The sequence below is a fragment of the Rhizobium sp. 22-785-1 genome (assembly GCF_053521965.1).
In genome coordinates this window covers 376,054-402,291 of the sequence record NZ_JBNWDI010000001.1, presented here as the reverse complement: position 1 = coordinate 402,291, position 26,238 = coordinate 376,054, and the positions used below count along the sequence as shown (strand labels likewise).

24 protein-coding genes and 1 pseudogene are annotated in these 26,238 nt (G+C 57.6%); 13 read left to right on the top strand and 12 right to left on the bottom strand.

Going from position 1 to position 26,238, the window contains the following annotated elements; genetic code table 11:
- Positions 1 to 36: 36 nt before the first annotated feature.
- Positions 37 to 348, bottom strand: coding sequence for a DUF1883 domain-containing protein (locus ACQZ5M_RS01885; protein ID WP_296018911.1), 312 nt, complete (start codon positions 346 to 348; stop codon positions 37 to 39).
- Positions 349 to 676: 328 nt separating this feature from the next.
- Between ACQZ5M_RS01885 and ACQZ5M_RS01880 the strand changes: the two are divergent.
- The 4 genes and pseudogenes from ACQZ5M_RS01880 to ACQZ5M_RS01865 all read left to right on the top strand — a co-directional run.
- Positions 677 to 1,519, top strand: a pseudogene (locus ACQZ5M_RS01880) (methyl-accepting chemotaxis protein); the annotation flags it as partial.
- A gap of 231 nt (positions 1,520 to 1,750) precedes the next feature.
- Entirely contained in the window at positions 1,751 to 2,923 is a 1,173-nt protein-coding gene (locus ACQZ5M_RS01875; RefSeq protein WP_449078968.1) for an extensin family protein, read from the top strand.
- 329 nt (positions 2,924 to 3,252) lie between these two features.
- Positions 3,253 to 4,191 carry an ABC transporter ATP-binding protein gene (locus ACQZ5M_RS01870; protein ID WP_296018908.1) on the top strand — a complete coding sequence of 313 codons (939 nt, stop codon included), beginning with the start codon at positions 3,253 to 3,255 and terminating at the stop codon, positions 4,189 to 4,191.
- A complete protein-coding gene (locus ACQZ5M_RS01865) occupies positions 4,188 to 4,949 on the top strand; it encodes an ABC transporter permease (RefSeq protein ID WP_296018906.1) in 762 nt (253 codons plus the stop codon). Before ACQZ5M_RS01870 ends, ACQZ5M_RS01865 begins: the two co-directional genes overlap by 4 nt.
- A 7-nt stretch (positions 4,950 to 4,956) precedes the next feature.
- Here ACQZ5M_RS01865 and ACQZ5M_RS01860 read toward each other — a convergent pair whose 3' ends face one another.
- Genes ACQZ5M_RS01860 through cobS form a run of 3 tightly spaced genes read right to left on the bottom strand, consistent with a single transcriptional unit; the run spans position 4,957 to position 6,617 of the window.
- Positions 4,957 to 5,664 carry a retropepsin-like aspartic protease family protein gene (locus tag ACQZ5M_RS01860; RefSeq protein ID WP_296075616.1) on the bottom strand — a complete coding sequence of 236 codons (708 nt, stop codon included), beginning with the start codon at positions 5,662 to 5,664 and terminating at the stop codon, positions 4,957 to 4,959.
- Entirely contained in the window at positions 5,661 to 5,855 is a 195-nt protein-coding gene (locus ACQZ5M_RS01855) for a DUF1289 domain-containing protein (RefSeq protein ID WP_296018903.1), read from the bottom strand. Before ACQZ5M_RS01855 ends, ACQZ5M_RS01860 begins: the two co-directional genes overlap by 4 nt.
- 9 nt (positions 5,856 to 5,864) lie before the next feature.
- Positions 5,865 to 6,617 carry an adenosylcobinamide-GDP ribazoletransferase gene (gene cobS / locus ACQZ5M_RS01850; protein WP_449079181.1) on the bottom strand — a complete coding sequence of 251 codons (753 nt, stop codon included), beginning with the start codon at positions 6,615 to 6,617 and terminating at the stop codon, positions 5,865 to 5,867.
- Between the two features lie 220 nt (positions 6,618 to 6,837).
- Here cobS and cobT point away from each other — a divergent pair, with 220 nt between their 5' ends.
- On the top strand, positions 6,838 to 7,860 hold the full coding sequence (gene cobT / locus ACQZ5M_RS01845; RefSeq protein ID WP_449078967.1) for a nicotinate-nucleotide--dimethylbenzimidazole phosphoribosyltransferase: 1,023 nt from the start codon (positions 6,838 to 6,840) through the stop codon (positions 7,858 to 7,860).
- 7 nt (positions 7,861 to 7,867) lie between these two features.
- The gene (locus tag ACQZ5M_RS01840; RefSeq protein ID WP_449078966.1) at positions 7,868 to 8,305 is read left to right on the top strand and encodes a diacylglycerol kinase; all 438 of its coding nucleotides are present in this window, start codon (positions 7,868 to 7,870) and stop codon (positions 8,303 to 8,305) included.
- A gap of 3 nt (positions 8,306 to 8,308) precedes the next feature.
- On the opposite strand, the gene ACQZ5M_RS01835 is transcribed toward ACQZ5M_RS01840, so the two are convergent.
- Positions 8,309 to 9,844 (bottom strand): sensor histidine kinase, encoded by a 1,536-nt coding sequence (locus ACQZ5M_RS01835; protein WP_296081559.1) that lies wholly within the window; start codon positions 9,842 to 9,844, stop codon positions 8,309 to 8,311.
- Between the two features lie 140 nt (positions 9,845 to 9,984).
- On the opposite strand from ACQZ5M_RS01835, the gene ACQZ5M_RS01830 reads away from it, so the two are divergent.
- The 3 genes from ACQZ5M_RS01830 to ACQZ5M_RS01820 all read left to right on the top strand — a co-directional run bounded on the left by ACQZ5M_RS01830 (position 9,985) and on the right by ACQZ5M_RS01820 (position 11,734).
- Positions 9,985 to 10,530 (top strand): thermonuclease family protein, encoded by a 546-nt coding sequence (locus ACQZ5M_RS01830; RefSeq protein ID WP_449078965.1) that lies wholly within the window; start codon positions 9,985 to 9,987, stop codon positions 10,528 to 10,530.
- 1 nt (position 10,531) lies between these two features.
- Positions 10,532 to 11,179, top strand: a complete 648-nt coding sequence (locus tag ACQZ5M_RS01825; protein WP_449078964.1) for a uracil-DNA glycosylase family protein — start codon at positions 10,532 to 10,534, stop codon at positions 11,177 to 11,179.
- Between the two features lie 66 nt (positions 11,180 to 11,245).
- Positions 11,246 to 11,734 carry an Lrp/AsnC family transcriptional regulator gene (locus ACQZ5M_RS01820; RefSeq protein ID WP_027677373.1) on the top strand — a complete coding sequence of 163 codons (489 nt, stop codon included), beginning with the start codon at positions 11,246 to 11,248 and terminating at the stop codon, positions 11,732 to 11,734.
- Between the two features lie 132 nt (positions 11,735 to 11,866).
- Here ACQZ5M_RS01820 and ACQZ5M_RS01815 read toward each other — a convergent pair whose 3' ends face one another.
- From ACQZ5M_RS01815 to ACQZ5M_RS01795, 5 genes are all read right to left on the bottom strand, one after another.
- The gene (locus tag ACQZ5M_RS01815) at positions 11,867 to 12,691 is read right to left on the bottom strand and encodes a class I SAM-dependent DNA methyltransferase (protein WP_296018883.1); all 825 of its coding nucleotides are present in this window, start codon (positions 12,689 to 12,691) and stop codon (positions 11,867 to 11,869) included.
- 105 nt (positions 12,692 to 12,796) lie between these two features.
- Positions 12,797 to 13,063, bottom strand: coding sequence for an usg protein (locus ACQZ5M_RS01810; protein WP_449078963.1), 267 nt, complete (start codon positions 13,061 to 13,063; stop codon positions 12,797 to 12,799).
- Positions 13,064 to 13,223: 160 nt separating this feature from the next.
- On the bottom strand, positions 13,224 to 14,054 hold the full coding sequence (locus tag ACQZ5M_RS01805; protein WP_296107113.1) for an ABC transporter permease: 831 nt from the start codon (positions 14,052 to 14,054) through the stop codon (positions 13,224 to 13,226).
- Complete coding sequence (locus ACQZ5M_RS01800; RefSeq protein ID WP_296107111.1) at positions 14,051 to 14,851, bottom strand: ABC transporter permease; 801 nt, start codon at positions 14,849 to 14,851, stop codon at positions 14,051 to 14,053. The genes ACQZ5M_RS01805 and ACQZ5M_RS01800 overlap by 4 nt, the downstream gene beginning before the upstream one ends.
- A 116-nt stretch (positions 14,852 to 14,967) precedes the next feature.
- Positions 14,968 to 15,741, bottom strand: coding sequence for an ABC transporter substrate-binding protein (locus ACQZ5M_RS01795; protein WP_296018875.1), 774 nt, complete (start codon positions 15,739 to 15,741; stop codon positions 14,968 to 14,970).
- A gap of 332 nt (positions 15,742 to 16,073) precedes the next feature.
- On the opposite strand from ACQZ5M_RS01795, the gene ACQZ5M_RS01790 reads away from it, so the two are divergent.
- The gene (locus ACQZ5M_RS01790) at positions 16,074 to 17,339 is read left to right on the top strand and encodes an MFS transporter (protein WP_296075634.1); all 1,266 of its coding nucleotides are present in this window, start codon (positions 16,074 to 16,076) and stop codon (positions 17,337 to 17,339) included.
- 327 nt (positions 17,340 to 17,666) lie between these two features.
- The gene (locus ACQZ5M_RS01785; RefSeq protein ID WP_449078962.1) at positions 17,667 to 19,898 is read left to right on the top strand and encodes an OmpA family protein; all 2,232 of its coding nucleotides are present in this window, start codon (positions 17,667 to 17,669) and stop codon (positions 19,896 to 19,898) included.
- Between the two features lie 71 nt (positions 19,899 to 19,969).
- Here ACQZ5M_RS01785 and ACQZ5M_RS01780 read toward each other — a convergent pair whose 3' ends face one another.
- Entirely contained in the window at positions 19,970 to 20,893 is a 924-nt protein-coding gene (locus tag ACQZ5M_RS01780) for a pseudouridine-5'-phosphate glycosidase (RefSeq protein WP_449078961.1), read from the bottom strand.
- Positions 20,894 to 20,923: 30 nt separating this feature from the next.
- Positions 20,924 to 21,862 (bottom strand): carbohydrate kinase family protein, encoded by a 939-nt coding sequence (locus ACQZ5M_RS01775; RefSeq protein ID WP_449078960.1) that lies wholly within the window; start codon positions 21,860 to 21,862, stop codon positions 20,924 to 20,926.
- A gap of 245 nt (positions 21,863 to 22,107) precedes the next feature.
- On the opposite strand from ACQZ5M_RS01775, the gene recA reads away from it, so the two are divergent.
- Both recA and alaS read left to right on the top strand, forming a co-directional pair.
- Positions 22,108 to 23,196, top strand: a complete 1,089-nt coding sequence (gene recA, locus ACQZ5M_RS01770; RefSeq protein WP_296018863.1) for a recombinase RecA — start codon at positions 22,108 to 22,110, stop codon at positions 23,194 to 23,196.
- A 206-nt stretch (positions 23,197 to 23,402) separates the two neighbouring features.
- Positions 23,403 to 26,066 carry an alanine--tRNA ligase gene (gene alaS / locus ACQZ5M_RS01765; protein WP_449078959.1) on the top strand — a complete coding sequence of 888 codons (2,664 nt, stop codon included), beginning with the start codon at positions 23,403 to 23,405 and terminating at the stop codon, positions 26,064 to 26,066.
- Positions 26,067 to 26,238 lie beyond the last annotated feature (172 nt).

Sequence of the window (26,238 nt, the reverse complement as noted above, 5' to 3'; positions counted from 1 at the left end):
TTTGCGCTTCGCCTTCGGGTGTTGTCGGAGGATCGATCAGGCAGTCTTGCGCGCAGCGGTGGCCGGGTTGGGCGGTAGCATCTTGACCGATGACTCTGCCAAGCCATTGTGGCCTTCACCATCCACGACGACGTGCCAATGGGCCGTCTCCGGGATAGCTATGCGTACCGGTGATTTTCGTGCAACGCCGCCCACATACTTGAAATCCAACAATTCTGTAAATCTCTGGAAATTACCAGCTGTCATCAAACGCACGTTTGCAACCGCGTTCAATGACACTTCAATAATGGTACCGGTACGTATCTCTTTGAGATCGTAATGGGTGTAGCGAAAATTAGGTTTGGGCATATCGTTCTCGTGGATTTATTTTGCGTAGAGATAATGATTTCGATTTGTTAATGCACAATTACTTTATATTTTGTTTTTCCAATTTTTTTATTTAAGACGATCGCAAGTCGCGACACTATCGAAAGTTTGATGAGCCTGACTTACATTCATAATGCGTATAGATGATATTTCCCTTCATGTAATATATTTTAATGCAAGCGAAAAATTCGTTTTATACTTGGAAATTTTTTAAGCATATCAACAATTTATTACACTTGGGGGCAGATGAAACATTTAAACATGTCCACGCGGCTTTATGCGCTTGTCGCCCTATTTGTGGCGATACTGAAAGTTGCGCCCCGACTTCAATAGCGCCGTCGGCGCTCTAAGGGACGTGATTGCAACAATCTCGCGCAGCAGCGAGGTTGTGAATGTCAGTGCCGCCGATATCAGCGAAGCAATGGGCAATCTTTCCCGCCGCACCGAACAGCAGGCCGCGGCTCTGGAAGAAACCGCAGCCGCACTGGACGAGATAACATCCACAGTTCGCACCGCGTCGGAACGCGCCAATGAAGCACGGCAAATGGTGACGGAGACAAAGCAAAGCGCAGGACGCTCGGGCGAATTCGTGCGCAGCGCGGTGGAGGCGATGGACCGGATCGGGGAGTCCTCGCGCAAGATCGGCCAGATCATCGTCGTCATCGACGAGATTGCTTTCCAGACAAACCTGCTTGCCTTGAATGCGGGTGTGGAAGCCGCGCGTGCCGGCGAGGCCGGTCGTGGCTTTGCCGTTGTTGCACAGGAGGTTCGCGAACTCGCACAGCGCTCCGCCAATGCTGCGAAGGAGATCAAGACGCTGATCAACAGTTCGGCGGAACAGGTAAGTGGCGGTGTAACGCTGGTTCGCTCCACCGGAGAAGCGCTGGAGGAGATCGTATCGCTGGTCAACCGCGTCGACGGTCATGTGAACTCGATTGCCACGGTTGCGCGCGAGCAGGCCACCGGTCTGGAGGAGATCAATACCTCCGTCAACCATATGGACCAGATGACCCAGCAGAATGCTGCGATGGTGGAAGAAACGACGGTGGCGGGCGAAACGCTGGCTGAGGAGAGCCGCAAGCTGCATTCGCTTCTGGCACGCTTCCAGCTTGGAAACGTTTCTGCTGGAGGCCCGATGTCACGGGCGGCCTGAGTCTCGTTTTGATCCGATCAGGGGGGCGTTGCGTACGACGGCCCCTTCGGTTTTTCCACGCTACTAGAAGCTCGACACTCGCATTGTCGACTCGACGCTGTCTCGTTTCCAAACATACAAGCCTTTGCCGGTCACTTTCTTTGCTTCGGCAACAAGGGTTCGTTTACCAGATTTCTTTACAATTTGACCTGATCGCCGCGTGTTGCGGTCGCTGAAGGTGCAGGTTCTGGTATGGCGTATGTTTCCCTTCCGCGTCGTCTTGCGACGTTGATAACAATGTCTGCGGTGATCGTATCGTGCTCAGCGGAGGGGTTGGTGCCCCCCGCTGAGGTCGATGGAGCGACCCGGGTCAGTTCCATTCGCTCTTCCAGCCGGCAGAATTACAGTGCGCCACCTGCGCCCGTCAGCCAGAACGTGCCATTCAATGACCCATCCGCGCTTTCGCAGCCCATGCCGCGGGAGCAGGCTTCACGTGATCCACTACTGAATTCAGCGGGGCAGGGCTATTCGACGCTCGATGCGCAGGCAAGCCGTCTCGCACCCGTCCAGCCGCAATCAACCCACATGCCGTCGCAGATGGCGGAGGGTGAGCAGGGCGTGAACATGGATGCTGGACTTGGTGTGACGCCGGGGCGAAGCCACGCCGAAGAGCAGGATATCGAGGTGTCTGCTCCCGACAGCGGCTCCTATCCGCCACAACAGCCGCCACGCCAGCTGGCCAATCAATCCCGCCTTATTCCGCCTCCGCCCGCAGGCGGTCGTCGGCAGGCGCAACCGGTTGAAGACGTGGCAATGTTGATGCCCGACAATCCGGCGCAGGAAAGGCGCATGTCGCAACCGCCAGGCATGATGCCGCCCTCTGAGGTTGCCTGCCGCACCGAGCTTCGCAGATTAGGCGTTGCTTTCCGCGATGTGGCGCGCATTGCCGATGGTCCCACTTGCGGTATCGATTACCCCATCGAACTCAGCGGCCTCGATAGCGGTGTCGCGATCCGTCCGGCGGTGAAGCTCAACTGCCAGGTGACGCTGGCCTTTGCCAAGTGGGTGAAATTCGAACTCGTGCCGTCATCCCGTTTCCGATACTTGTCCGGTGTCGGTCGCATCACACCGATGGGCGGTTATTCCTGCCGCAAGATGAATTCCCGGGCCAGCAATCCATGGTCGGAACACGCCCGCGGCAACGCCATCGACATTGGGACGATTACGCTGAAGAACGGTAAGGAAATAGACGTTCGCACCAAGAGTTTTTTTGCCTTCCGCGAAAAAGGTCTGCTCAAAGCCGTCCGCTCCGACAGCTGCAAGTACTTCTCGACGGTTCTTGGTCCGGGAAGTGATCCCAACCACTGGAATCACTTCCATTTCGATCTTCGCACCCGCAAGTCCGGTTATCGCCACTGCGACTGACGGCAGGCTTTCTACCTGCCGTGGCCGGGTTTTCGGTCGCATAAAAAAACAGGGCAGAGTCCTAGGGTAAGCCTCTGCCCGGAAATGTCTTTCAGTATGACTGCCGTATATCTCGAAATATGCAACGGTGCTGAAAACCGGGCAGTCTCTGCCGTCAAATCGCGCCGAGCCTGCCGCATTTATCGTTAGCCAGTCTGCATCACATCTTCATGACAAAGTTCCCGGATCATAATGCGGATGTCGAAGAAACTGGAACTGCAAGCCGGGTGTAGTGTTTCCGCTCCTGCGTGCCTATATTCGCGCTTCAGTATCCTGCCGAAAGTTTATCTATGACGTCCTCCCGCAAGCCAATCGTGTCCATCCGCAATCTGACGAAGTCATACGCCAATGGTTTTCAGGCGCTCAAAGGCATCACCCTCGATATTCAGGAGGGAGAGATTCTGGCTCTTCTCGGTCCTAACGGAGCGGGAAAGACGACGCTGATCTCTATCATCTGCGGTCTTGTCAATCCTGGAGAGGGCAGCGTTCTTGTCGGTGGACATGACGTGGTCAAGGATTTTCGCAAGACACGAGCCTTAATCGGGCTCGTACCGCAGGAACTGACGACAGATCAGTTCGAGACGGTATGGAACACGGTATCGTTTTCTCGCGGGCTGCACGGCTACAGCAAGAATCCCCAACTGATCGAACGCGTTTTGAAATCCCTTTCGCTGTGGAACAAGAAGGACAACATGCTGCGAGAACTTTCCGGCGGCATGAAGCGGCGGGTGCTGATTGCAAAAGCACTGGCACATGAGCCGAAGGTTCTCTTTCTCGATGAGCCGACCGCAGGTGTTGATGTCGCGCTCAGACGTGACATGTGGCAGGTCGTGGAGGAGTTGCGCGCCTCTGGCGTGACCATCATTCTCACGACCCACTACATCGAAGAAGCCGAGGAGATTGCTGACCGCGTCGGGGTGATCAATGGGGGTGAACTTCTGCTAGTTGAAGAAAAGACCGCTCTGATGCGAAAGCTCGGACGCAAACAATTGTCTCTGGAACTGACGACACCCGTCAAAACGCTTCCGGAAAGCCTTTCGCCCTTTCATCTGCAGCTCTCGGAAGACGGCTCCTGTCTGACCTATGAGTATGACGGCAACGGGGAGCAGGGGCGGATCGCGGAGCTTCTGTCGGCGCTTGCTGGCGAGGGCGTTCATTTCAAAGATATATCGACGCGGCAAAGTTCGCTCGAGGATATTTTCGTTGCATTGGTAGGAGGACAAAAATGAACTTCGAAGCCATCAAGTCCATCTACCTGTTCGAAATGGCGCGCACGCGCCGTACGTTGCTGCAAAGCGTCATATCGCCGGTCATCTCGACATCGCTTTATTTTATCGTTTTCGGCACCGCCATAGGCTCGCGCATCCAGGAAGTGGAAGGTGTGTCCTACGGCGCCTTCATTACGCCGGGTCTCATCATGCTGACCTTGCTGACGCAATGCGTCAGCAACGGCTCCTTCGGCATCTATTTCCCGAAATTCACCGGTACCGTGTATGAAATTCTCTCAGCGCCCATCTCCATGACGGAGATATTGGCAGGCTACGTCGGCGCAGCGGCGACAAAGGGCCTGATGATAGGCACGATCATCCTGATCACGGCGTCCTTCTTCGTCGATATCTCGATTGCCCACCCCGTCATGATGGTGCTGTTCTTCGTGCTGACGGCGATCAGTTTCAGCCTATTCGGTTTCATCATCGGCATGTGGGCGTCGAATTTCGAGCAGCTCAACCTGATCCCGATGCTGGTGGTTCCGCCTTTGACCTTTCTTGGCGGCAGTTTTTACTCGATCAATATGCTTCCACCCTTCTGGCAGACGGTCAGCCACTTCAACCCGGTGCTTTATCTGATCAGCGGGTTTCGCTGGAGCTTCTACGAGATCGCCGATGTAAACCCCCTTATCAGCATCGTGATGATCACGGGATTCCTGGCGGTATGTCTGGCGGTTATCAGCTGGATGTTCAGGACGGGTTACAAGCTGCGTAACTGATCCGGCCTTACCGATCCCTCAGTGTCAGCTGGTCTGTCTGCATTTGCAATGATCCGAGCGTCGAGAGGAACGTCATGCCGAGCAGGCTCTGGTCCAGCTGGCCTTCCTGAGCGACGAGCGCGGAGACGTTGCGACGAACGATCGGGCCAATGGCGATCTCCGTAAGGCGCACCGATGCCGCAGCTGTTCGGCCATTGGCAGTCATCACCGAGACTGTGTAATTGAGATTGTCCGGGTTGATGCCGATCGCCTGCGCATCGGCGTTGGAGAGCACGACGGAGCTTGCACCGGTATCCACAAGCATGTGGACGGAGACGCCGTTGATCGTGGCTTCGGTTTCGAAGTGACCGCCCATTGATTTGTTGAGAATAACTTCCTGCACACCGTCGCGCGTCGTCGTCACCACGGCGCGTCCGGGAACGAGCCCTGCCAACAACCGGTCGCCAAACCGCTGCAGGTCTCCTCGGTACAGATAACCCGCGACAAGGCCTAAGATGATGACCAGCCAGATGGCCAGTTGCCGCAGCACCGTTGGGAGATTGCCGCGACTGCCTGCCAGGATACCGGCGGACAGAAGGACTGCGATCGGTGTCAGATAGAGCGCGCTGGCGAAGCGCTCATTATCCATCCCGAAGGTCTCTCCGCTACTATTGTTGATGAGGAGAAGTGCCAGTCCGATACCGAGGATGAGAAGAACCAAAGTCAGCCTGTTCATGCCCTTGCGCTCTCCATTCCTGCCACTTTCCCCGTTTTGCGTTTGGGCAACTCACCAATGATCCGGTGTCTTTCAGCGACGGTAAAGCCGCTCCAGCCGGTGATTTCAGCGATAGTCCGATAGCAGCCGGTGCAGAGACCTTCCCGGTTTAGCTGGCAGACCTGAATGCAGGGTGTTTCCATCGTCTTCATATCTTTTCTTCAGGCTTGCAGAGCAAGGGCGACCAGCATCACGATTTCGGTAATTTGCTGTGTTGCGCCGATCGTATCGCCTGTGTGGCCATTGATTTTTTTCTGACATTGACGGCCGAAGAGATAGGCGGCCGCCGAGGCACCGGACAGGGTGACGATCGATGCAATGATCGAGATCGACGAGAACAGCGTAACGCATGCAATGGCCGCGCCGAAGAAGAGTGCCTGATTGCAATCGGTTCTGGACGGCTGTCCGATGGATGCTGCGATACCGCCTTCCCGGGCAGGGGGAAGATCATGCCAGTGCCAGACCATCATGGCCCGGCTGAAGCTTGCGACTGCAATCAGGCAGGCCGCGCTTGCCGGCCAAGGCAATTCGCGGATCGGGACGGCTATTGCCGCAGCTCGCACCAGATATGAAAGGATCAGCGCGATCGCCCCGTAGCTGCCGATGCGGCTGTCCTTCATGATGGTGAGGGTCCGCTCCTTGTCCGCGCCGCCGCCGAATCCATCGGCAGTGTCGGCCAGACCATCCTCATGCAGCGCACCGGTGATGACGGTGGCGATGCCTAGTGTAAGGGCCGCGCTCACCAACGGATCGGCATGGGCGCGGTCGAGGAGGCCCAGGAGGAGAGCCGATGGCAGCGCGATAATGAGCCCAGCCACAGGAAAGACGCGAGTGGCAGCCAGCATGTCCACCCTGACTCCATTGAAAAACGTGTCGGGCACCGGAATGCGGCTTAGAAAGCTCAGAGCATGCATGATCCGCGTCAAAAAACCATCCAGGATCAATCCGCTCTCCCGCTGTTCGAATGGCCGATACAGGCTTTCGAAGAGCATATCGGTACCGCAAAACCACTCGGTAGTTTTGCCCGATATGCTTTAGAGGTTGTTCCTCTGCCCGTCCCCGATTATGAGAGGCGCAACAAAGACCGATTTGCCGGAAAACACAAGTCTTCGGCATGAGAGAAAGATCGATACCATGAGCGTGAGCGGCCTGCCTTTCGATGATTTTCGTGTTCTTTTGCGTGACCTGCCAGGGCCGGATACGCATGCACTGGTTGCCGCCAAGGAGCGCAATGCACAGCTGACGAAGCCTGCCGGTTCGCTCGGACGTCTGGAAGAGATTGCGATGTGGCTGGCTGCATGGTCTGGACGCGCACCCGCCGTCAACCGTCCTCTGGTGGCGATTTTTGCTGGCAATCATGGTGTTACACGCAATGGCGTGACGCCCTATCCGTCTTCGGTGACCCAGCAGATGGTCGAAAACTTTGCTGCGGGCGGAGCTGCAATCAACCAGATCTGCGTGACCCATGATCTGGGCCTAAAGATTTTCGATCTCGCGCTGGACTACCCGACTGGCGACATTACCTGCGAAGATGCACTTTCGGAGCGCGATTGCGCCGCGACCATGGCCTTTGGTATGGAAGCGATCGCTGGCGGCACCGATCTTCTGTGCATCGGCGAAATGGGAATTGGCAACACGACCGTTGCGGCTGCGATCAATCTCGCGCTTTACGGTGGTTCGGCAGAAGAATGGACAGGTCCGGGCACCGGTTCCGAAGGAAAGTTCATGGCGCGCAAGATCGCCGCCGTGAAGGCTGCGGTGGATTTCCATAAAGACCATCTGTCGGATCCGCTGGAAATCATGCGCCGTCTCGGTGGTCGCGAGATTGCCGCGATGGCCGGTGCAATTCTGGCTGCGCGGGTCGAAAAAATCCCGGTCTTGATCGACGGCTACGTTGCGACGGCTGCTGCCGCTCTTCTGAAAGCTGCAAATCCGGCAGCGCTCGATCACTGCCTGATCGGCCATGTCTCCGGCGAGCCGGGCCATATGGCGGCGGTCGAGCGGCTTGGCAAAACGCCACTTCTGGCACTGGGCATGCGTCTCGGCGAGGGTACCGGCGCCGCACTTGCGGCAGGCATCGTCAAGGCCGCCGCTGCATGCCACTCCGGCATGGCGACATTCGCGCAGGCGGGTGTCACGAACCGCACTGACCACTGAGTTTGCGATGGATAGGACGCACAACACGCCCACGCCGGATCCCGTTCTCAATCCGGAGCCCGCGTTTCGCAAGGAGACAGGCTTTCGCCATCTGATCGCCGCGACGCGTTATTCCTTTCAGGGGCTGACCCGTTTGTGGGGGGAGGCAGCCTTCCGGCATGAGGTGATGGCATTCGGGGCAGGGCTGATTTTCCTGACCATCATCGGCGCGCCGCTGGTCCATGCCTTGATTTTCATTGTGCTGATGTTGCTGCTCTTTTGCGTGGAGGCACTCAATACAGCCATCGAAGAAATCGTCGACCGTGTGTCGCCCGAATTTTCAAGCGCTGCACGAAACGCGAAAGACCTCGGCTCGTTCGCCGTTTTCTGTTTGTTGCTGGCGAATGGCGGTTTGGTTCTCTATTCGCTGATTTCCACGGTATACCTCAGCGTCAATCCGTTCTGAAAATTAAGCGAAAGATCGCTTGCGGCGCTCTATTACCGGCACGTCTTCGACGGCCGGAACGGTTTGCAGGATCCGTTTCGCCGGTAGAATGGCTATCGCTTCGGTTCCTTCACGCAGTTTGGATTTCAGCACGAAGTGCCCGTCATGCTTTGAGAGGATTGCCTGGACGATTGGCAGGCCAAGGCCTGTTCCCTGTTCTGCGCTTTTGATGGCGATAGATCCCTGACCGAAGGCCGAGAGTACCACTGGAATTTCTTCTTCGGGAATGCCGGGGCCGTTATCTCTGATCGACACATACTGACCGCCGCGTGCAGTCCAGCCCGCCTTGATCGATATTTCGCCTCCTTGCGGAGTAAATTTGACGGCGTTGGACAACAGGTTGAGAACCACCTGTCGCAGCGCCTTCTCATCCGCCCAGACATGCGGCAGGCTGCGCTCGAACTGCTGTGTGATACGGATATTCTTGCCACGGGCGCGTAGCTGAATCATGCCGATGCAGTCTTCGGCAATTTCGAGCAGCGATACGGCCTCTTCCTGCAACTCATATCGCCCCGCCTCGATGCGAGAAAGATCGAGGATTTCGTTGATGAGGTCGAGAAGATGCTGGCCGGAGCGGTTGATATCCGCCGAATATTCTTTGTACAGCGGATTGTTGAGCGGTCCCAGGATTTCCGAGGCCATCACCTCCGAAAAGCCAAGGATCGCATTAAGCGGCGTGCGCAACTCATGCGACATTGAGGCGAGGAAGCGAGATTTCGCCAGATTGGCTTCTTCCGCGCGGCGGCGAGCCTCGTCCGACATCGAATTCGCCACTTCCAGTTCCGCGATCAGATCGTCTTTTTCCGACTGGAAGGACAGGAGTTTGATGCTCGTATTGTGCAACCGTCTGGTAATGTAGTGGCAAAACAGCATGGCCATGAAAAACATCAGCGCCATGCCGATATCTATCGGGTTCTGCGAATGCGCCGCATTGATGCCGAGTGCGACGAGAACTGGCAGAAAGGTGGTGACAATGGCGCGGCGCAGCATGAAATTCGACATGGCCGTTATCGACAGCGCGATCAGCAGCGTGCCGCCCTTGTAGAACATGGCCAGCGACATATTTTCGGCGTTCATGGGATAAGCGGCGAAGAGCGCCCAGATCAAGCCAATGACGATCTGCATTCCCTGAAAGGTCTTGAGCCAGCGGTCCGCACTTGCCGTGCTGATCGTCTGTTTGTGCGCACGACGGGCAAACATGAGGCAAACGGCATGGGTGGTCAGCGCCAGGAACGTCCAACCGACGAGCTCTATGTCGCGCGTGATATAAATCCCGATGCCCGTGGCCAGCATGATGAAGAGGGGCATGATCGTAGCGCCATGCAGCATCTCCACCACATGCATCTGCAGCATTTCGCGCTCGAACGCGATCGTGCCGGTGCTGCCATATTGCAGACGCTCACGGGTCGCTTTCACGGCATCGAACACGGCCTTGTTGCGCCGCGTGCGAGACCGATCGACGATATTCTTGTCGGCAATGATGCTGGCGCTCTTACTCATCTACAAACGAAACCGATCCGGGACGTTTGCAGATTAAGGGTAAAGTCTTAAGAAGATGCTGCCGCGAAAGGATTTGTTTGCCATTTCTGCAAAGGGTTTGTTGGTACATGAGACGAAAGTCAGGCAGAAGGTTCTCTCCGGTGAAGGACGGATTCACCCTGCTGCTCATCGTCATTCTGGGGGCGTTGATATTGGCGAAAGTCAATGGTTTGAGCGACCGGCGCTTCTCTGGCCGGTTTATCGCCATTGACGGGGATACGCTTGCGTCGGGTAAAACGCGCTACCGGCTTTTGGGGATCGATGCGCCCGAACTTCGTCAGAGCTGCGGCGTGGACGATCAGAGCTGGGCCTGCGGGCAGGCAGCACGTGACTTTTTACGTGATGTCCTTGATCGTGGAGAGGTCGAATGTTCCGGGAGCAAAACTGACAAGTACTCGCGCCTTCTGGTTCGCTGTTCTGTCGATGGCAAGGACGTGGGAAGTCTTGTCGTCGCGGAAGGGCTTGCCGTGACGACCGAGTTTTTTCTCTACGCCCAGGAGGAGGAACACGCGAGGACGCAGAGGCTGGGCCTGTGGAGTGGCGCATTCGAGCGCCCGAGGGACTGGCGACGTGAGCGCAATGGCATCAATGATGATAGGCCCTTTGCGGGAATTATAACCATGCTACGACATGTCTTGCGGTGGTGATATGGATGCTGAACTACAAAAGCCGGACACGGCGATCGCACTCTTGCGCGCCAGTATCGCGCGCTGCCGAATCTGTCGTGACGCACCGCTACGGGGTGATGCAGATCGGTTGCCCCATGAGCCGCGTCCGGTCGCTGTCATTTCGGCAAAGGCGAGGATACTGATCGCAGGACAGGCGCCGGGATTGCGTGTGCATGAAAGTGGACTTCCTTTCAACGATGCATCCGGAGATCGGCTGCGAAAGTGGCTGAATGTCGATCGTCCGACTTTCTATGACGCCAATCGTTTCGCCATCGCACCCATGGGCTTTTGCTTTCCCGGCTATGACAAGCGCGGTAGCGACCTGCCACCAAGGCGCGAATGTGCGCCGCGCTGGCGTGAAGAGGTCATGGAGGCGATGCCGCAGATCGAGTTGGTTCTGGCTATCGGCCAATACGCTCAAAGCTGGCACCTTGGTGATCGGCGCAAGAAAAACATGACGGAAACAGTGCAAAGTTGGCGCAACTATTTGCAGACGAATAACGGTCCTGCCATCTTGCCTCTGCCGCATCCGAGCTGGCGCAACACCTCATGGTTGCGCAAGAACCCATGGTTCGAGCAGGATGTGTTGCCTGTCCTACAGGAGCATGTGGAAAGACTGACGCGCTGAAACAAATTTCTTTTTTTCTGTTTTATTTGATGTAAATAAGGGAAAATAATTCCGTAGGAGAGAAGATTGGACCGCCTCGACCGTAAAATTCTACGTATTCTGCAAGAGGATTCCACACTGGCCGTTGCCGACCTTGCAAAGAAGGTCGGGCTTTCCACGACGCCCTGTTGGCGGCGTATCCAGAAGATGGAAGAAGATGGCGTCATTCGCCGCCGCGTTGCCATTCTGGACGCGACGAAGGTCAACACGAAGGTGACGGTCTTTGTTTCGATTCGCACAGCTTCGCACTCCATCGAGTGGCTGAAGCGCTTTTCTGAAGTCGTGTCCGAGTTTCCGGAGGTTGTCGAGTTCTACCGCATGAGCGGCGACGTCGATTATCTGCTACGCGTGGTCGTTCCGGATATCGCCGCCTATGACGCCTTCTACAAGCGAATGATCGCCAAGATCGAAATCCGCGACGTATCGTCTGCCTTTGCCATGGAGCAGATCAAGTACACGACCGAACTGCCGCTGGACTACATGATTCTTGACAATCCGAAATCCGGTGAAGAGTGAAGAGCGCCGCGAGTTTGGCGTGCTTTGCCGGTAAAGTTCCTTCGTCCTAAAAAAGTAGGCCCGAAGATCGAAATCGATCTTCGGGCCTCTCTGTCTTTGCAAATTTCCTGGACCAAAACATTCGGCAGGAGATTAACCCTTGAATCTGGCAACCACCAGATGACCCGGTGTCGGTTCTCCATCCTGCATGCGCACATTGATATCGGTGACCTCGATCACCTCGAAACCGGTGGCAGCGAGACGTTCGCGAACATAGGTTTCGGAATGCGCGAAGCGCTGGTGGGCACCCACGATATAGGGTCGGCGTCCCATCTTGTCGTCTGGCAGGGTTTCCGATGAAAAGATGAAGATGCCGCCTTCGACCATATTCTCCGCTGCGCCGAAAAAGAGCGGTTCGAGTGCGCCGAGATAGGGAAGCACATCGGTGGCAGTGACGATGTCGAACGGCTCATCGTCATTGTCCTCGAGGAAATCCTCCACTTCAGCGACATACAGCGTCTCGTAGACATCCTTTTCATGGGCGATTTCGACCATGTTCTCGGAAATGTCGATACCAGTGATGTCTTCGACCATGTCACGAAGCGCCTCGCCGGTAAGACCGGTGCCGCATCCGAGATCGAGCAGGCGCTTGAACGGACCGAGTTCTAGCGTCTGCAACCGTTGGCGCACCATCATCGGAACAGCATAGCCGAGCTGTTCGACGAGGATATCCTCAAAAGCCTCGGCATGCTGATCGAACAGCGTTTCCACATAAGCGTCCGGCGCCTTGGGTGGCGTTTCGCCGCGCCCCATGGATGCGATGCGGACGGCGGCACCGCCATGATCCTCAGGATCGATTGCGAGAACCTCTTCGTAGGCTTTTACCGCCGCGTCGATGTCGCCGGCTTTTTCAAGGGCGAGCGCGCGGTTGTAGGCCTCCGCTAGGGCTTCTTCATCGATCTTTGTGTTGTTGGTCATGGCGTGCATCCGGCTTGGCTTCGTTGGAAGCCTGATTAAGCCGCAACGCTATTAGGCGCAATGCCTGTTTTGGATTGCCAGCCGCTCGCCGGGACCACAACGCCGTCAGTGCAAAATGAATTCGCCTTTGAGAGAGCGCCATTCCTGCGCCGAGATCAGCTTGCGGTGGACATAACGTACCGAATGCAGCGGACCATCCAACGTCTCCTGCCAGAACTTTAAAAATCCGTGCATTTCAGGAAAGTCGGGCGCGAGATCGTAGTTCTGCCAGAGGTAGCTTTGCAGGACGGAGGGATGATCGGGCATGCGATAGAGAATTTCGGCTGTGGTGAGCCCATAGCCCTTCAGCATCATTTCCATGTCATGGTTCATGTGGCTGTTCCCGTTCTATTGATCGCGGACACGTTAAAAGTGTCATCGACAATGGGAACATGACATGGTTAATCGAACCTTGCCAAGAATGGGGTTTGTCACAAATTATTTATGTTTCTCATCATGTTAGCAGCTGCTCGAACGGAGTGCTGCTAACGCGTTACCGCTTCAGATGGCGCGTCAGTCGCGCTTCCACCATCGCCCACACATGGCGCAGAATTTCCACCATGGAGAGATAGAAAATCGCAGCCCAGAGGTAGGCCTGGAAGTCGAAGGTGCGCGAATAGGCATAGCGGGTCTGGCCCATCAGGTCAAAGACGGTGACGATGGAGACCACTGCCGAGCCCTTGATCATCAATATGATCTCGTTGCCGTAGGGGCGCAACGCAACGATGAGGGCCTGCGGCAGAACGATCTTCCAGAAGGTCACCGGCTTGGAAATACCGAGCGAGGCAGCACCTTCATGCTGACCCTTCGGCACACTCTCGATTGCACCGCGCAGGATTTCGGCTTGGTAGGCAGCGGTGTTCAGCGTCAGTGAAAGGAGGCCGCAATACCAAGCATCGCGGAAGAACCACCACAGGCCGACCGCTTCCAGTTCGGTACGGAAGCCGCCAAGGCCATAATAGATAAGGAACAACTGAGCCAGGAGCGGCGTACTGCGGAAGACGTAGACATAAGCGAACGCAATGGCGCTGACGACCCTGTTCTCCGACATGCGGGCGAAAGCAATCGGTGCGGAGAGCACGGCGCCGAGGATCAGGGCAAGGCCGACAAGGCTTATGGTCGTCAGCAGGCCGTCAATATAGCGCCAGCCGTAACGCTCGATCTTGTCTGGATCCCAGTCCAGGACCAGTGAAAGGACCAGCCCGCCAAGAAGGAGCGCCCAAAGCGCGACGATTGCGTAGCCTGCGATCCTCGCAACTGACAACTGCCGCGGCGGCGCGGGTGGTGCAGGTCTTGCCTCGATCAACTGGTCGACATGGCTCATTTCTGCACCTCCGAGCGACGTGCCCAGCGGTCGATATAGCCAATGCCGATCGACGAGAGGAGAGCGAGGACAAGGTAGAGCATGCAGGCAATACCGTAGAACAGAAACGCATCCTTAGTGACACGCGCAGCAATACCGGTCTGTCGCACGATATCCGCGAGCCCGATGATCGACACATAAGATGTGTCCTTCAACAGGATCACCCAGAGATTGGTCATGCCGGGCAGGGCGATGCGCACGAGCTGCGGAATGATGATCAGGACCATGGTGCGGCTGCGCGACAAGCCAAGCGCATCTCCCGCCTCATACTGACCCTTGGGTATGGCCCGGAAAGCAGACAACAGCACTTCGGATGCATAGGACGAGAAGACGACCGAAAGCGCAATCATACCAGCGACGAAGGCGTTGATCTCGATGGGGCCAGTGAAGCCGAGATAACCGCCGATCGTCTGCAGCAGGATCTGCATGCCGTAATAGACGATGAACAGGGTCAAAAGCTCCGGCAGACCACGGAAGATCGTCGTGTAGATGCCAACGGCAAGGCGCAGGGATTTCTCCTGCGATTGTGCGGCGAGCGCGATCAGAAAGCCCAAAAGCAGTCCGACCGGGAGCGTTGCGATTGCCACTGAAACGGTGACCTTGACGCCAAAGGCAATTTCGTCGCCCCAGCCGTCGCCGCAGGTGAGCAATGTGCCGTTGCCAAAGAGTGAGAAGATACCGACCGGACCACAGAACGGGTCGAACAGATATGTGAGATAGGTCCAGAACGAACCTACGGCGGAAAACACTCCGCTCATGCCAATGTCCCCTGCGGTCTCCGCCGCTCTTCATATTTGTTTTATGAAGATGTTCTCAAACAAAAATGGCGGAAGGGCAACCCTCCCGCCATCATATTTCAACATGAGAAATGCGCTTACTGGCCGTAAACGTCGAAATCGAAGTACTTGTCGTTGATCTCTTTGTACTTGCCGTTAGCGCGGATCGCTGCAATGGCTGCGCTGAACTTGTCGGCCAGTGCCGTGTCGCCCTTACGAACCGCGATGCCAGCGCCCTTGCCGTTGATTTCTTCATCAACCGGTAGAGCCGTCAGGATCTTGCAGCATGCGCCGGCGTCCGACTTTACCCACTGCGACAGCACAACGATATCGTCGATGACGCCGTCGATACGGCCATTGGTGATGTCGAGCTTGTACTCGTCAGCCGTCGGGTAGAGCTTCAGCTCGGAATCGGCAAGATGTTTTTCCGCGTAGTTGGCGTGGGTGGTGGAGCCCTGCGCGCCGATCGTCTTGCCCTTCAGCTCTTCCACAGATTTGATCGGGGAATCCTTCGGCACTGCAATGGCCGGCGGCGTGTTGTAGTACTTCTTGGAGAAGTCTACCTTCTGCAGGCGCTCAGGCGTGATCGACATGGACGCAATGATCGCGTCGAACTTCTTGGCCTGAAGGGCAGGGATGATGCCGTCCCAGTCGTTGGTAACGAAGGTGCATTCAGCCTTCATTTCTTCGCAGAGCGCCTTGGCGATATCGATATCGAAGCCGGTCAGCTTTCCGTCAGCTTCCAGAACGTTGAAGGGCGGGTAGGCGCCTTCCGTGCCGATGACGATCTTGTCCTGCGCCAAGGCGGAGCCAGCAAACAGCGACAGTGCGGCGATGGACGCTGCAGCAAACAGACGGGTGGGGTTGAGCATTTCGATCCTCTCTTTTGGCGATTCGACGCACGCCTCATTTATGTTCTGCGTGCGTGGAGACTTTAGCACTCCGCTACCGATCAAAAGCCGGTTGCGGATGCTTGCCGGGATACTCATCCCGTTGCAAAAAAAATGCAACATCATTGTTTTGCGCTGCGACAGCCGACTCGAAACACGATTTGAATCGCAGCCTGGTTACTAGAAGTTAATGGAACAGAATGTGGCGTTCGTGCGTCGTAAGTAAGCCTTATAATTTCAGGCATAAGTTTTCTTATTTCAGAAGACGGTTCCCGATTTTCGGCCTCCGCCTCCATCTTCAAGGAGGATTTTTCGTGAGTATAACCCAAAGTGTTCAGTCGTTGACTCCCTCTCAGCGCAACACGGTCATCGCCAGCTTCCTCGGCTGGACGCTCGACGCCTTCGACTTCTTCATCCTTGTCTTTGTCATCAAGGATATTGCCAAGGAGTTCAACACAAGCATTCCCGCGGTCTCGGTCGCAATTTTCCTGACTCTTGCCATGCGGCCGATCGGCGCGCTGATCTTTGGGCTCGCATCCGACCGTTACGGTCGCCGCATCACCCTCATGGTCGATGTCCTTCTCTATTCCGCTCTTGAGCTTCTTTCCGGCTTCTCGACCGGGCTGACGATGTTCATCGTGCTGCGCCTACTCTATGGTATCGCCATGGGCGGCGAGTGGGGTGTGGGCGCTTCACTCACCATGGAAACGGTGCCGCCTCAAGCGCGCGGATTCGTTTCCGGGCTGCTCCAGGCTGGCTACCCTGCCGGATATTTGCTGGCGTCAATCGTCTTCTTTCTGCTCTACCCAATCATCGGCTGGAGAGGGATGTTTTTTGTCGGCGCGCTGCCAGCGCTGATCGTTGTCTATATCCGCCGCAATGTAGAGGAATCCCCCGCATTTCTCCAACGTCAGAAGCGGCCTCAGCAGCCGTTCCTCACGGTGCTGAAGAAGAACGTCCCGCTTTTCATCTGGACAGTTATCCTGATGATGGCGTTCAATTTTCTCAGCCACGGCACGCAGGATATCTATCCTACCTTCCTAGAAACGCAGCGAGGCTATGACAGCCATACCACAGGCGCCATAGCGATCGTTTACAACATCGGGGCGATTTGCGGCGGCCTGTTTTTCGGCACCCTGTCGCAACAGATCGGCCGCCGCAATGCGATCGTGATTGCCGCCGTTCTGACAATACCTGCTGCATGGTTCTGGGTTTATGCTCCCGGCGTGGTCTTGCTCGCAATCGGCGCCTTCGTTCTGCAATTCTTCGTTCAAGGCGCATGGGGCGTCATCCCTGTTCACCTGAACGAACTCTCGCCAGACGAGGTGCGTGGCACGTTCCCCGGCTTTGCCTACCAACTCGGGAATTTGCTCGCCTCTGGCAACGCCACTCTGCAGACGACACTTGCCGCGCATTGGAATGGCGACTATGCCCTCGCGCTTTTCAGCGTCGCCGTGGTCGTCGCCTGCGCCGTCGCACTGCTCGCCGGTTTCGGATATGAAAAACGCAACGCGGAATTCGGTGTACCGGATGAGCAAGCGATTGAAGCCGCGCCAGCGTCGGGTGGAAAAACAGCTTAGCGATCGCGCTAGACGGCGGTGGGCCTGACCTGCCGTCGTCAAATTCTTCCAAGAATGAATCCGGCGTCCTGGACCGCCTTCCATACGAATTGGGTTACATGCCATCCCGAAGCGCCCCGATAAGGTGCGTCTTTCGTCGGAAATAGTCCACGGCAATTAAGGCCGCGCTTCCAGAAAATGCCTTTTTTCGTTCATTCCCGGTACAGCCCTTGATGATCATCATTGGAACAAGACCGCACGCCCGGCGTTGTTCAGCGCCATTATGTGCAGACTGTGCCCCAATGCCGCAGGGCAAAAGTGGATGAAGACGGCAGATGAGGAAGCGCCATGCTGAATAAGAATAAATTACTGACCGGGGTGGTTTTCCCCCTGATGTCGATTGCCATCGCAGTAGAGCCGGCACTTGTGGCCACCGTTGCGCATGCAGCGCCTTTGGCGCGGGTTGAGCAACAGGGATCCATTTCCAACGGTCAAGGAGCCATTATTCTTGCGCAGGCCGAAGCGCCAGCGAACCCAGAAGAAGAATTGTTGAAGCGCCGCCAGCGTGAGCAGCAGGGTGAGCCACAGGCTGAACCGAAGCGCGAGCCAGAGCAGAAGCGTGAGGAAGCTCCACCGCGTCCAAAGCGTGAAGCAGCCCCAGAGCCCCAGGCTGAGCAGCCGCAGGAACGTCCCAAGCGTGAAGCTGCGCCAGAAGCTGAGGCACCACGCCCAGAGCGCCCACGCCGTGAAGCCGCCCCAGAGGCAGCGCCGCAGGCTGAGCCTGAGCAGCAGCAAGAACGCCCACGCCGCAAGCCAGCCGCAGAGGCGCAGCCGGAAGCAGAAGGCCAGCCACGGCCCGAGCGTCCCCGCCGCGAAGCCGCTCCTGAAGGCGCGCCCCAGGCCGAGCCTGGCCAGCAACAAGAGCGCCCGCGTCGCAAGCCCGCCGCAGACGCGCAGCCAGAAGGTGAAGGCAAACAGTCGCCAAAGCCGGAAGCTCCAGCTGCCAAGCCAGAAGCGCCAGCCGCCAAGCCGGCAAATGAGCCCGCAGCCAACGAAGCTGCGCCAGAAAAGCCGGTCAAGCCAGCCAAGCGTCCAGCAGCTCCAGAACCTGCCGAGGGCGCCGCACCGGTGCCTGCAGAGCCTCCGACCCCTGGTCGCGCCCCTGCACCTGCCGAGCAGCCAAACCCGGCGCCTGGCCAGCAGCCATCCGAACAGCCGCGCCCGCCACGTGCTCAGAATGGCGAGCCAGCACCGGCGCCCGTTCCGGGTGCGCCGACACCAGCGCCGCTGGACGGAGCCGCAACAGGTCAGGCACCTGCGGGCGAGCCGGTTCCAGCCCAGGTCGCAACTCCGCAGACGGAAGCGCCTCCCATGACAAAGGAGCAATTGGACAAGGCCCGTGCCATTGCCCAGGATCCTTCCAAGTCGGCTGATACGGTCGTTCTTCCGGTAGACAAGGGTGCAGCCGTTCTCGACAGCGACAAGGAAGTCTATCGCAGTGGCAACGAGCAGCTTCGCGAACAGCGTCGACGTGAACGCGAGCAGGTTCAGGACTTCAAGGTCCCGACGTCGGATGCAGAAGCTCAAGCGGCTGCCCGCCGCGACGGACAGCCTGCGCCGCAGATCAACATCCAGAACATCACCAACATCCAGGGTGAGCGCATCGACCGCCGTCCGCAGTTCGACCGGCCCGATGGCGTTCGGGAATGGCGTCCTCGCGACCTGCCGCGTGACCGCGACATGGGCGACCGCGTCTTCCTGCAGTTCGGTGATCGCGTTGTCGTGCGTGGCAGTGATGATGACCGCTTCGTCAGCGAAGGTGCGCGTCCCTATTACGAACGTCTTCCCGACGATCGTTATCGCGAGACGATCGAACGTTCCGACGGCACGCAGGTCGTAACCATTCGCAACCGTTACGGTGACGTCATCCAGCGTTCGCGTATCGATGCGCGTGGCCGCGAATATGTGCTCTTCTACGCACCGGAACTGGCGGATGAGCCAGATCGCGAATATGTCTATCGCGACCCGGGTCTCGACTTGCCGCCACTGCGTCTGCGTATTCCGGTCAACGAGTACATCATCGATACGTCGTCGGACCAGGATCGCGACTACTATCGCTTCCTCGAGCAGCCGCCGGTGGAACCAGTCCAGCGCGTCTACTCTCTGGATGAGGTCCGCTATTCGGCTCGCGTTCGTGACATGGTGCGTCGTATCGACCTCGATACCATCACCTTCGCCACCGGTAGTGCCGAAATTCCGATGAGCCAGGCACGCTCGCTGCGCAAGGTTGCTGATGCGATGAACAAAGTTCTGGAAAAGAACCCGGCTGAAACCTTCCTCATCGAAGGACACACGGACGCCGTGGGTTCGGATGAGAGCAACCTGGTTCTCTCCGACGAGCGCGCGGAGTCCGTCGCCAAGGTCCTGACCGAAGTTTACGGTATCCCGCCGGAAAACCTCACAACGCAGGGCTATGGCGAGCGTTACCTCAAGGTTCAGACGCTTGGTCCGAGCCAGGAAAACCGTCGCGTCACCATCCGCCGCATCACGCCGCTGGTACGCCCGGTCGCGCAGAAGTAAGGTTCTCGCAACTCAACAAAAAAGACCCGGAAGCCATCGGCTTCCGGGTCTTTTCTTTAGTCCAAGCTGGTTCAGGCGAGCGCTACGGCGATCTCGGCTGCCAGGCGGGCATTGTTGCGCACAAGCGAGATGTTCGTATCGAGGCTGCGGCCTTCAGTAATTTCGAAAATCTTCGCCAGCAGATAGGGCGTCACCGCCTTGCCGGAGATGTCGTCTTCTTCGGCCGCCGACAATGCGCGTTCGATATAGATTTCCATCTCGTCGCGGCCAATCTCGTCTTCTTCCGGTACAGGATTGGCGATCAGCATGCCGCCTTCGAGGCCGAACTGTTCGCGGGTTGTGTGGAAGTTGGCAATCGCTGCCGGGCTGTTCAGCGTCAGCGGGCTCTTGAGGCCAGAAGCGCGCGACCAGAAGGCCGGGAATTCTTCCGAACCATAGGTGACCACCGGGACGCCGTTGGTCTCCAGAACTTCAAGCGTCTTCGGCACGTCGAGGATGGCCTTGGCACCGGCGCAGACGACGATGACGCCAGTGCGCGCAAGCTCGGTCAGGTCAGCGGAGATATCGAAGCTTTCTTCGGCGCCGCGATGTACACCACCAATACCGCCGGTGGCGAAGACCTTGATGCCCGCATGTTCGGCGGCGATCATGGTGGCGGCAACGGTCGTTGCGCCCGTGCGGCGCTCTGCGATCGCAAAAGCGATGTCGGCCCGCGAGACCTTCATGGCATCTTTTGTCTGCGCCAATGCTTCGAGCTGATCCTTTTCGAGGCCGATATGCAGCGTTCCGTGAATGACAGCAATCGTTGCTGGAACCGCGCCATTGTCGCGGATCAGCTGTTCCACACCTTCAGCCATGCGGATGTTGCCCGGATAGGGCATGCCGTGGGTGATGATCGTGGATTCGAGTGCGACGATCGGGGCGCCGCGCTGCTTGGCCGCAGCGACTTCTTCCGAGTAGACGATCGGCAGGAGCGGGGAGGTGGTCTTGGTCATGGTCTCTTCCATTTCAATTAAGCGATCTCTTCACACCATTTCAGCCTGCGGCACAAGCGCCAGAAGCGCGCCAAGTGTTTCGCCGTTCAACTCGCTGGATGTGGCAAAGGGTGATTGCACGGTGATCGCAGCGGCGGCAGCGCCGTGGCGCAGCGCTTCGGTGATGGGTTTGCCGTTGGCAATGGCGGACAAATAGCCGGATGCCATGGCGTCGCCCGCGCCGGTCACATCCTTCACGGCTTCGATCAGCGGCGGGGTGAGCGTCGCGGTTCCATTCTGGTTGAACGCGACAACGCGTTTGGCTCCGCTGGTAATCACGCCGCCGCGCAGGCCGATATTTCTTAGCAAGGTCGGCCATTGTCTCACATCGGTGACATTCTGACCGGTCAGCGCGCGGGCTTCGGCCTCGTTCATGAACAGCATGTCGATGTCGGTCAACGCCGATTTCATTCGCACGACCTTTGCCGGCGAGATGGCAATGGCCGCGAGGGTCTTTTCGCAGGCTCGCGCCGCGACGCCGATTGCGCTCAGCGTATCTTCAGGCAGGTTTGCATCGCAGAGGATGATGTCGGTCGCCTTGATCGCGTCGCGTACGGCGCGCACTTTGAGGCGACGCGGCGTGAATAGTTTGTAGAGGTCCATATCGGCTATGGCGATAACCAGATTGCCGTCGCGTTCCATGATTGCCGTGTAGCTTGGAGTGCTACGATCCAAAAAGGTGAACGGCGTGTCTTCGACGCCAGCGTCGCGCGCCGCTGCAGCAACGGTCGCGCCATTGCCATCGCCGCCACGCGGGGCAATCAGCCGCACTTCAAAGCCAAGGCGCGCAAGATTGCGGGCCGCGTTGAATCCGCCGCCGCCAGCCTCTTCCATCCATGATCCGGGATTGCTTGCGCCATGCACCGTTTCAGTCTCGATCATGCCGCGCCGGTCTATATGCGCGCCGCCCAGAACGAGTATTTTCTTCACGTTGATCCATCCTTCTTTCCGAGCCGGACGGACGTGTCCGATTCGGTGTTTTGCGGCTCTATCCAACTGGCTCCGGAGCTTTGGGAAAACCTCCGATCAAGAAAAACAAAAGCAGAACGAACAGCTTATCATTATTTGTTTTCAAAGGGCTGCTGCACTGTTGTGGAATGAGAACAAAAAGAGTACAAACTGTTTCCACACTGCTTCGTTGCCTGTGCGGCTTCAATAACCTAAAGGTGGTTCAGATGGCACAAAATTCTTTGCGTCTTGTAGAGGACAATTCGGTGGATAAAAGCAAGGCACTGGAAGCGGCGCTCTCCCAGATCGAACGTTCGTTCGGCAAGGGATCGATTATGAAGCTCGGTTCCAATGAAAACGTCATCGAGGTCGAGACCGTTTCGACGGGGTCTTTGAGCCTTGATATTGCGCTTGGGATCGGCGGTTTGCCGAAGGGGCGTATCATTGAAATTTACGGCCCGGAAAGCTCGGGTAAGACGACGCTGGCACTGCAGACCATTGCAGAAGCACAGAAGAAGGGTGGCATCTGCGCCTTCGTGGACGCAGAACATGCGCTCGACCCGGTCTATGCCCGTAAGCTTGGTGTCGATCTTCAGAACCTCCTGATTTCGCAGCCCGACACGGGTGAGCAGGCACTTGAAATTACCGACACGCTGGTTCGCTCCGGTGCCGTCGATGTGCTGGTAGTGGATTCCGTTGCCGCTCTGACGCCGCGTGCCGAAATCGAAGGCGAGATGGGTGACAGCCTGCCCGGTCTTCAGGCGCGCTTGATGAGCCAGGCGCTGCGCAAGCTGACGGCATCAATCTCCAAGTCGAAGACGATGGTGATCTTCATCAACCAGATCCGCATGAAGATCGGCGTGATGTTCGGTTCGCCGGAAACGACGACGGGCGGCAACGCTCTGAAGTTCTACGCATCTGTTCGTCTGGACATTCGCCGTATCGGTTCGGTCAAGGAGCGCGAAGAGGTTGTTGGCAACCAGACGCGCGTCAAGGTCGTCAAGAACAAGATGGCGCCTCCCTTCAAGCAGGTCGAATTCGACATCATGTATGGCGAAGGCGTTTCTAAGACCGGCGAACTTGTCGATCTCGGTGTGAAGGCCGGTATCGTCGAAAAGTCCGGCGCCTGGTTTTCCTATAACAGCCAGAGGCTGGGGCAGGGACGTGAGAACGCCAAGACGTTCCTGCGCGAAAATCCAGCCGTTGCAAATGAGATCGAAATGGCGCTGCGGCAGAATGCCGGCCTGATTGCCGACCGGTTCCTGGAAAACGGTGGACCGGAAGCCGACGCGGATGGTGTAGAGCCGGACGCTTAATCGAGAGGCTCCCGTCATTTTGCCGGGACATCGCGATAGTACCAAATGAAATGAGGCCGTGCGATCCGTTCGCGCGGCCTCGTTCTTTTTGCTGCCTCATTCTGGGCGGGCCCGGCGCTCTTTGGCTGGACAGGCAGCATGGCGAACGATAAAAGCCTGTGACTTTTTTATTATCGCTGCGTGAGCGTGGCAATGAAGGACTTCGTATGAGCGGTGTGAATGAAATCCGGTCGACTTTCCTCGACTACTTCAAGAAGAACGGCCATGAAATTGTGCCATCCAGCCCGCTGGTGCCGCGCAACGACCCGACACTGATGTTCACCAATGCGGGTATGGTCCAGTTCAAAAACGTTTTCACTGGTCTTGAAAGCCGCCCTTATTCCAAGGCTGCTTCGTCGCAAAAATGCGTCCGCGCCGGCGGCAAGCATAACGACCTGGATAACGTTGGCTACACCGCGCGTCACCACACCTTCTTCGAAATGCTCGGCAACTTCTCCTTCGGCGATTACTTCAAGGAAGAGGCGATCACGCACGCCTGGAACCTGATCACCAAGGAATTCGGCATCGATAAGAACCGCCTTCTGGTGACGGTCTATCACACCGATGACGAAGCCTTCGATCTCTGGAAGAAGATCGCCGGTTTTTCAGACGACCGCATCATTCGCATTCCGACCAGCGATAACTTCTGGGCGATGGGCGATACCGGTCCTTGCGGTCCTTGCTCGGAAATTTTCTATGACCACGGCGATCATATCTGGGGCGGACCTCCTGGCTCTGCCGATGAGGATGGCGACCGTTTCATCGAGATCTGGAACCTCGTTTTCATGCAGTACGAGCAGGTGACGAAGGAAGAGCGCATCAACCTGCCGCGTCCGTCGATCGATACCGGCATGGGCCTTGAGCGTATCTCGGCGCTGCTGCAGGGCAAGCACGACAATTACGACACCGACCTTTTCCGCGCACTGATCTCGGCCTCTGTCGAAGCGACGGGCGTCGCTGCCGAAGGCGAGAAGCGTGCGAGCCACCGCGTCATCGCCGACCATCTGCGGTCCTCCGCCTTCCTGATTGCCGATGGCGTTCTGCCGTCGAATGAAGGTCGAGGTTATGTCCTGCGCCGCATCATGCGCCGCGCCATGCGTCATGCCGAGCTTCTCGGTTCAAAGGAGCCGCTGATCTGGAAGTTGCTGCCGACGCTCGTCCAGCAGATGGGTCGCGCCTATCCTGAGCTTGTGCGCGCCGAAGCGCTGATCTCCGAGACGCTGAAGCTTGAAGAAACGCGTTTCCGCAAGACATTGGAGCGTGGCCTCTCTCTTCTGTCCGACGCCACATCCGATCTGTCCAAGGGCGGAATGCTGGACGGCGAGACCGCCTTCAAGCTTTACGACACCTATGGCTTCCCGCTCGATCTGACGCAGGACGCACTGCGTGCGCGTGAAATCGGTGTGGACATTGCCGGCTTCACCGACGCCATGGAGCGCCAGAAGGCTGAGGCCCGTTCGCACTGGGCCGGCTCCGGTGACAAGGCGACTGAAACCGTATGGTTCGAGCTGAAGGAAAAGTTCGGCGCGACCGAATTCCTCGGCTACGACACCGAGACCGCGGAAGGTGTGGTTCAGGCGATCGTCAAAGATGGCGAGTCGGTTGATGCTGCAGCTGAAGGTGAGACGGTCCAGATCGTTGTCAACCAGACGCCGTTTTATGGCGAGTCCGGCGGTCAGATGGGCGATACCGGTGTCATTTCCTCCGACACTGGCAGCTTTACGGTGACCGACACGCAGAAGAAGGGCGAGGGCCTCTTCGTCCATATCGGCAAGGTCGCCAAGGGCGGCGTGAAGCTCGGCGACGCCGTGCAGTTGACGGTCGATCATGATCGCCGTTCGCGTCTGCGCGCCAATCACTCCGCAACCCATCTGCTGCACGAAGCGCTGCGCGAAGTGCTCGGAACCCACGTGGCGCAGAAGGGCTCGCTTGTTGCGCCTGAGCGTCTGCGCTTCGACGTGTCGCATCCAAAACCGATGACGGCGGAAGAGTTGAAGACCGTTGAAGACATGGCGAATGAAATCATTCTCCAGAACTCGCCGGTCGTCACGCGTCTGATGAGCGTTGACGACGCGATTGCTGAAGGCGCAATGGCGCTCTTCGGCGAAAAATATGGCGACGAAGTGCGCGTCGTCTCGATGGGTACCGGCATTCATGGCGCAAAGGCCAACCGACCGTACTCTGTCGAGCTCTGTGGCGGTACGCATGTCTCCGCGACAGGGCAGATCGGTCTTGTCCGCGTCCTTGGTGAGAGCGCAGTGGGTGCTGGCGTACGTCGCGTTGAAGCGGTCACGGGACCAGGCGCACTTGCCTATCTCGCCGAGCAGGATGAGCGGGTGAAGACGCTCGCATCGTCGCTTCGCGTGCAGCCAGGCGATGTGATTTCGCGTGTCGAGGCTCTGCTGGACGAGCGCAAGAAACTGGAACGTGAATTGGCGGATGCCCGCCGCAAGCTTGCCATGGGCGGCGGTTCGGCAGAAGGCTCTGCCAGTGACGCGAGAGAGGTCGGTGGCGTGAAGTTCATGGCCAAGGCCATGTCCGGCATCGACGCCAAGGACCTGAAGGGTCTCGCTGACGACGCCAAGACCACTCTAGGCTCCGGCGTTGTGCTGCTGATCGCAGTCTCCGATGATGGCAAGGCGAGTGCTGTTGCGGCGGTCACTGAAGACCTGACGTCGCGCTTTAGCGCAGTCGATCTGGTGCGCACGGCCTCTGCCGCTCTCGGCGGCAAGGGCGGCGGCGGACGTCCAGACATGGCGCAGGCTGGTGGTCCGGATGGATCGAAGGCCGACGAAGCCATCGAAGCAGTGGCAGCGTCTCTCGCGGGCTGATCCTGCGCTAGGTTGGAAGGCGGCAAAGTAGCGGCCTTGCATATGACTGCTGATAGATTAGGGGCCGGAACATCGAATAGGATGTTCCGGCCCTTTCTATTTCCGGTCACGCGTCCCAGTGAGCGGAAGGCGCAACAATGCGGCGACTGGCTTCGAGGGAGCGCCCGATCGC

Excerpts from the sequence above, each read along its gene's own strand:
- ACQZ5M_RS01870 (WP_296018908.1), top strand. The coding sequence starts at position 3,253 with ATGACGTCCTCCCGCAAGCCAATCGTGTCCATCCGCAATCTGACGAAG.
- ACQZ5M_RS01810 (WP_449078963.1), bottom strand. The coding sequence starts at position 13,063 with ATGAACCATGACATGGAAATGATGCTGAAGGGCTATGGGCTCACCACA.
- ACQZ5M_RS01805 (WP_296107113.1), bottom strand. The coding sequence starts at position 14,054 with ATGAGCCATGTCGACCAGTTGATCGAGGCAAGACCTGCACCACCCGCG.
- ACQZ5M_RS01815 (WP_296018883.1), bottom strand. The coding sequence starts at position 12,691 with ATGACCAACAACACAAAGATCGATGAAGAAGCCCTAGCGGAGGCCTAC.
- ACQZ5M_RS01885 (WP_296018911.1), bottom strand. The coding sequence starts at position 348 with ATGCCCAAACCTAATTTTCGCTACACCCATTACGATCTCAAAGAGATA.
- ACQZ5M_RS01795 (WP_296018875.1), bottom strand. The coding sequence starts at position 15,741 with ATGCTCAACCCCACCCGTCTGTTTGCTGCAGCGTCCATCGCCGCACTG.
- ACQZ5M_RS01860 (WP_296075616.1), bottom strand. The coding sequence starts at position 5,664 with ATGAACAGGCTGACTTTGGTTCTTCTCATCCTCGGTATCGGACTGGCA.
- ACQZ5M_RS01855 (WP_296018903.1), bottom strand. The coding sequence starts at position 5,855 with ATGAAGACGATGGAAACACCCTGCATTCAGGTCTGCCAGCTAAACCGG.
- alaS (WP_449078959.1), top strand. The coding sequence starts at position 23,403 with ATGAGCGGTGTGAATGAAATCCGGTCGACTTTCCTCGACTACTTCAAG.
- ACQZ5M_RS01875 (WP_449078968.1), top strand. The coding sequence starts at position 1,751 with ATGGCGTATGTTTCCCTTCCGCGTCGTCTTGCGACGTTGATAACAATG.
- ACQZ5M_RS01780 (WP_449078961.1), bottom strand. The coding sequence starts at position 20,893 with ATGACCAAGACCACCTCCCCGCTCCTGCCGATCGTCTACTCGGAAGAA.
- cobS (WP_449079181.1), bottom strand. The coding sequence starts at position 6,617 with ATGCATGCTCTGAGCTTTCTAAGCCGCATTCCGGTGCCCGACACGTTT.
- ACQZ5M_RS01835 (WP_296081559.1), bottom strand. The coding sequence starts at position 9,844 with ATGAGTAAGAGCGCCAGCATCATTGCCGACAAGAATATCGTCGATCGG.
- ACQZ5M_RS01840 (WP_449078966.1), top strand. The coding sequence starts at position 7,868 with ATGGATAGGACGCACAACACGCCCACGCCGGATCCCGTTCTCAATCCG.
- ACQZ5M_RS01825 (WP_449078964.1), top strand. The coding sequence starts at position 10,532 with ATGGATGCTGAACTACAAAAGCCGGACACGGCGATCGCACTCTTGCGC.
- cobT (WP_449078967.1), top strand. The coding sequence starts at position 6,838 with ATGAGCGTGAGCGGCCTGCCTTTCGATGATTTTCGTGTTCTTTTGCGT.
- ACQZ5M_RS01800 (WP_296107111.1), bottom strand. The coding sequence starts at position 14,851 with ATGAGCGGAGTGTTTTCCGCCGTAGGTTCGTTCTGGACCTATCTCACA.
- ACQZ5M_RS01865 (WP_296018906.1), top strand. The coding sequence starts at position 4,188 with ATGAACTTCGAAGCCATCAAGTCCATCTACCTGTTCGAAATGGCGCGC.
- ACQZ5M_RS01785 (WP_449078962.1), top strand. The coding sequence starts at position 17,667 with ATGCTGAATAAGAATAAATTACTGACCGGGGTGGTTTTCCCCCTGATG.
- recA (WP_296018863.1), top strand. The coding sequence starts at position 22,108 with ATGGCACAAAATTCTTTGCGTCTTGTAGAGGACAATTCGGTGGATAAA.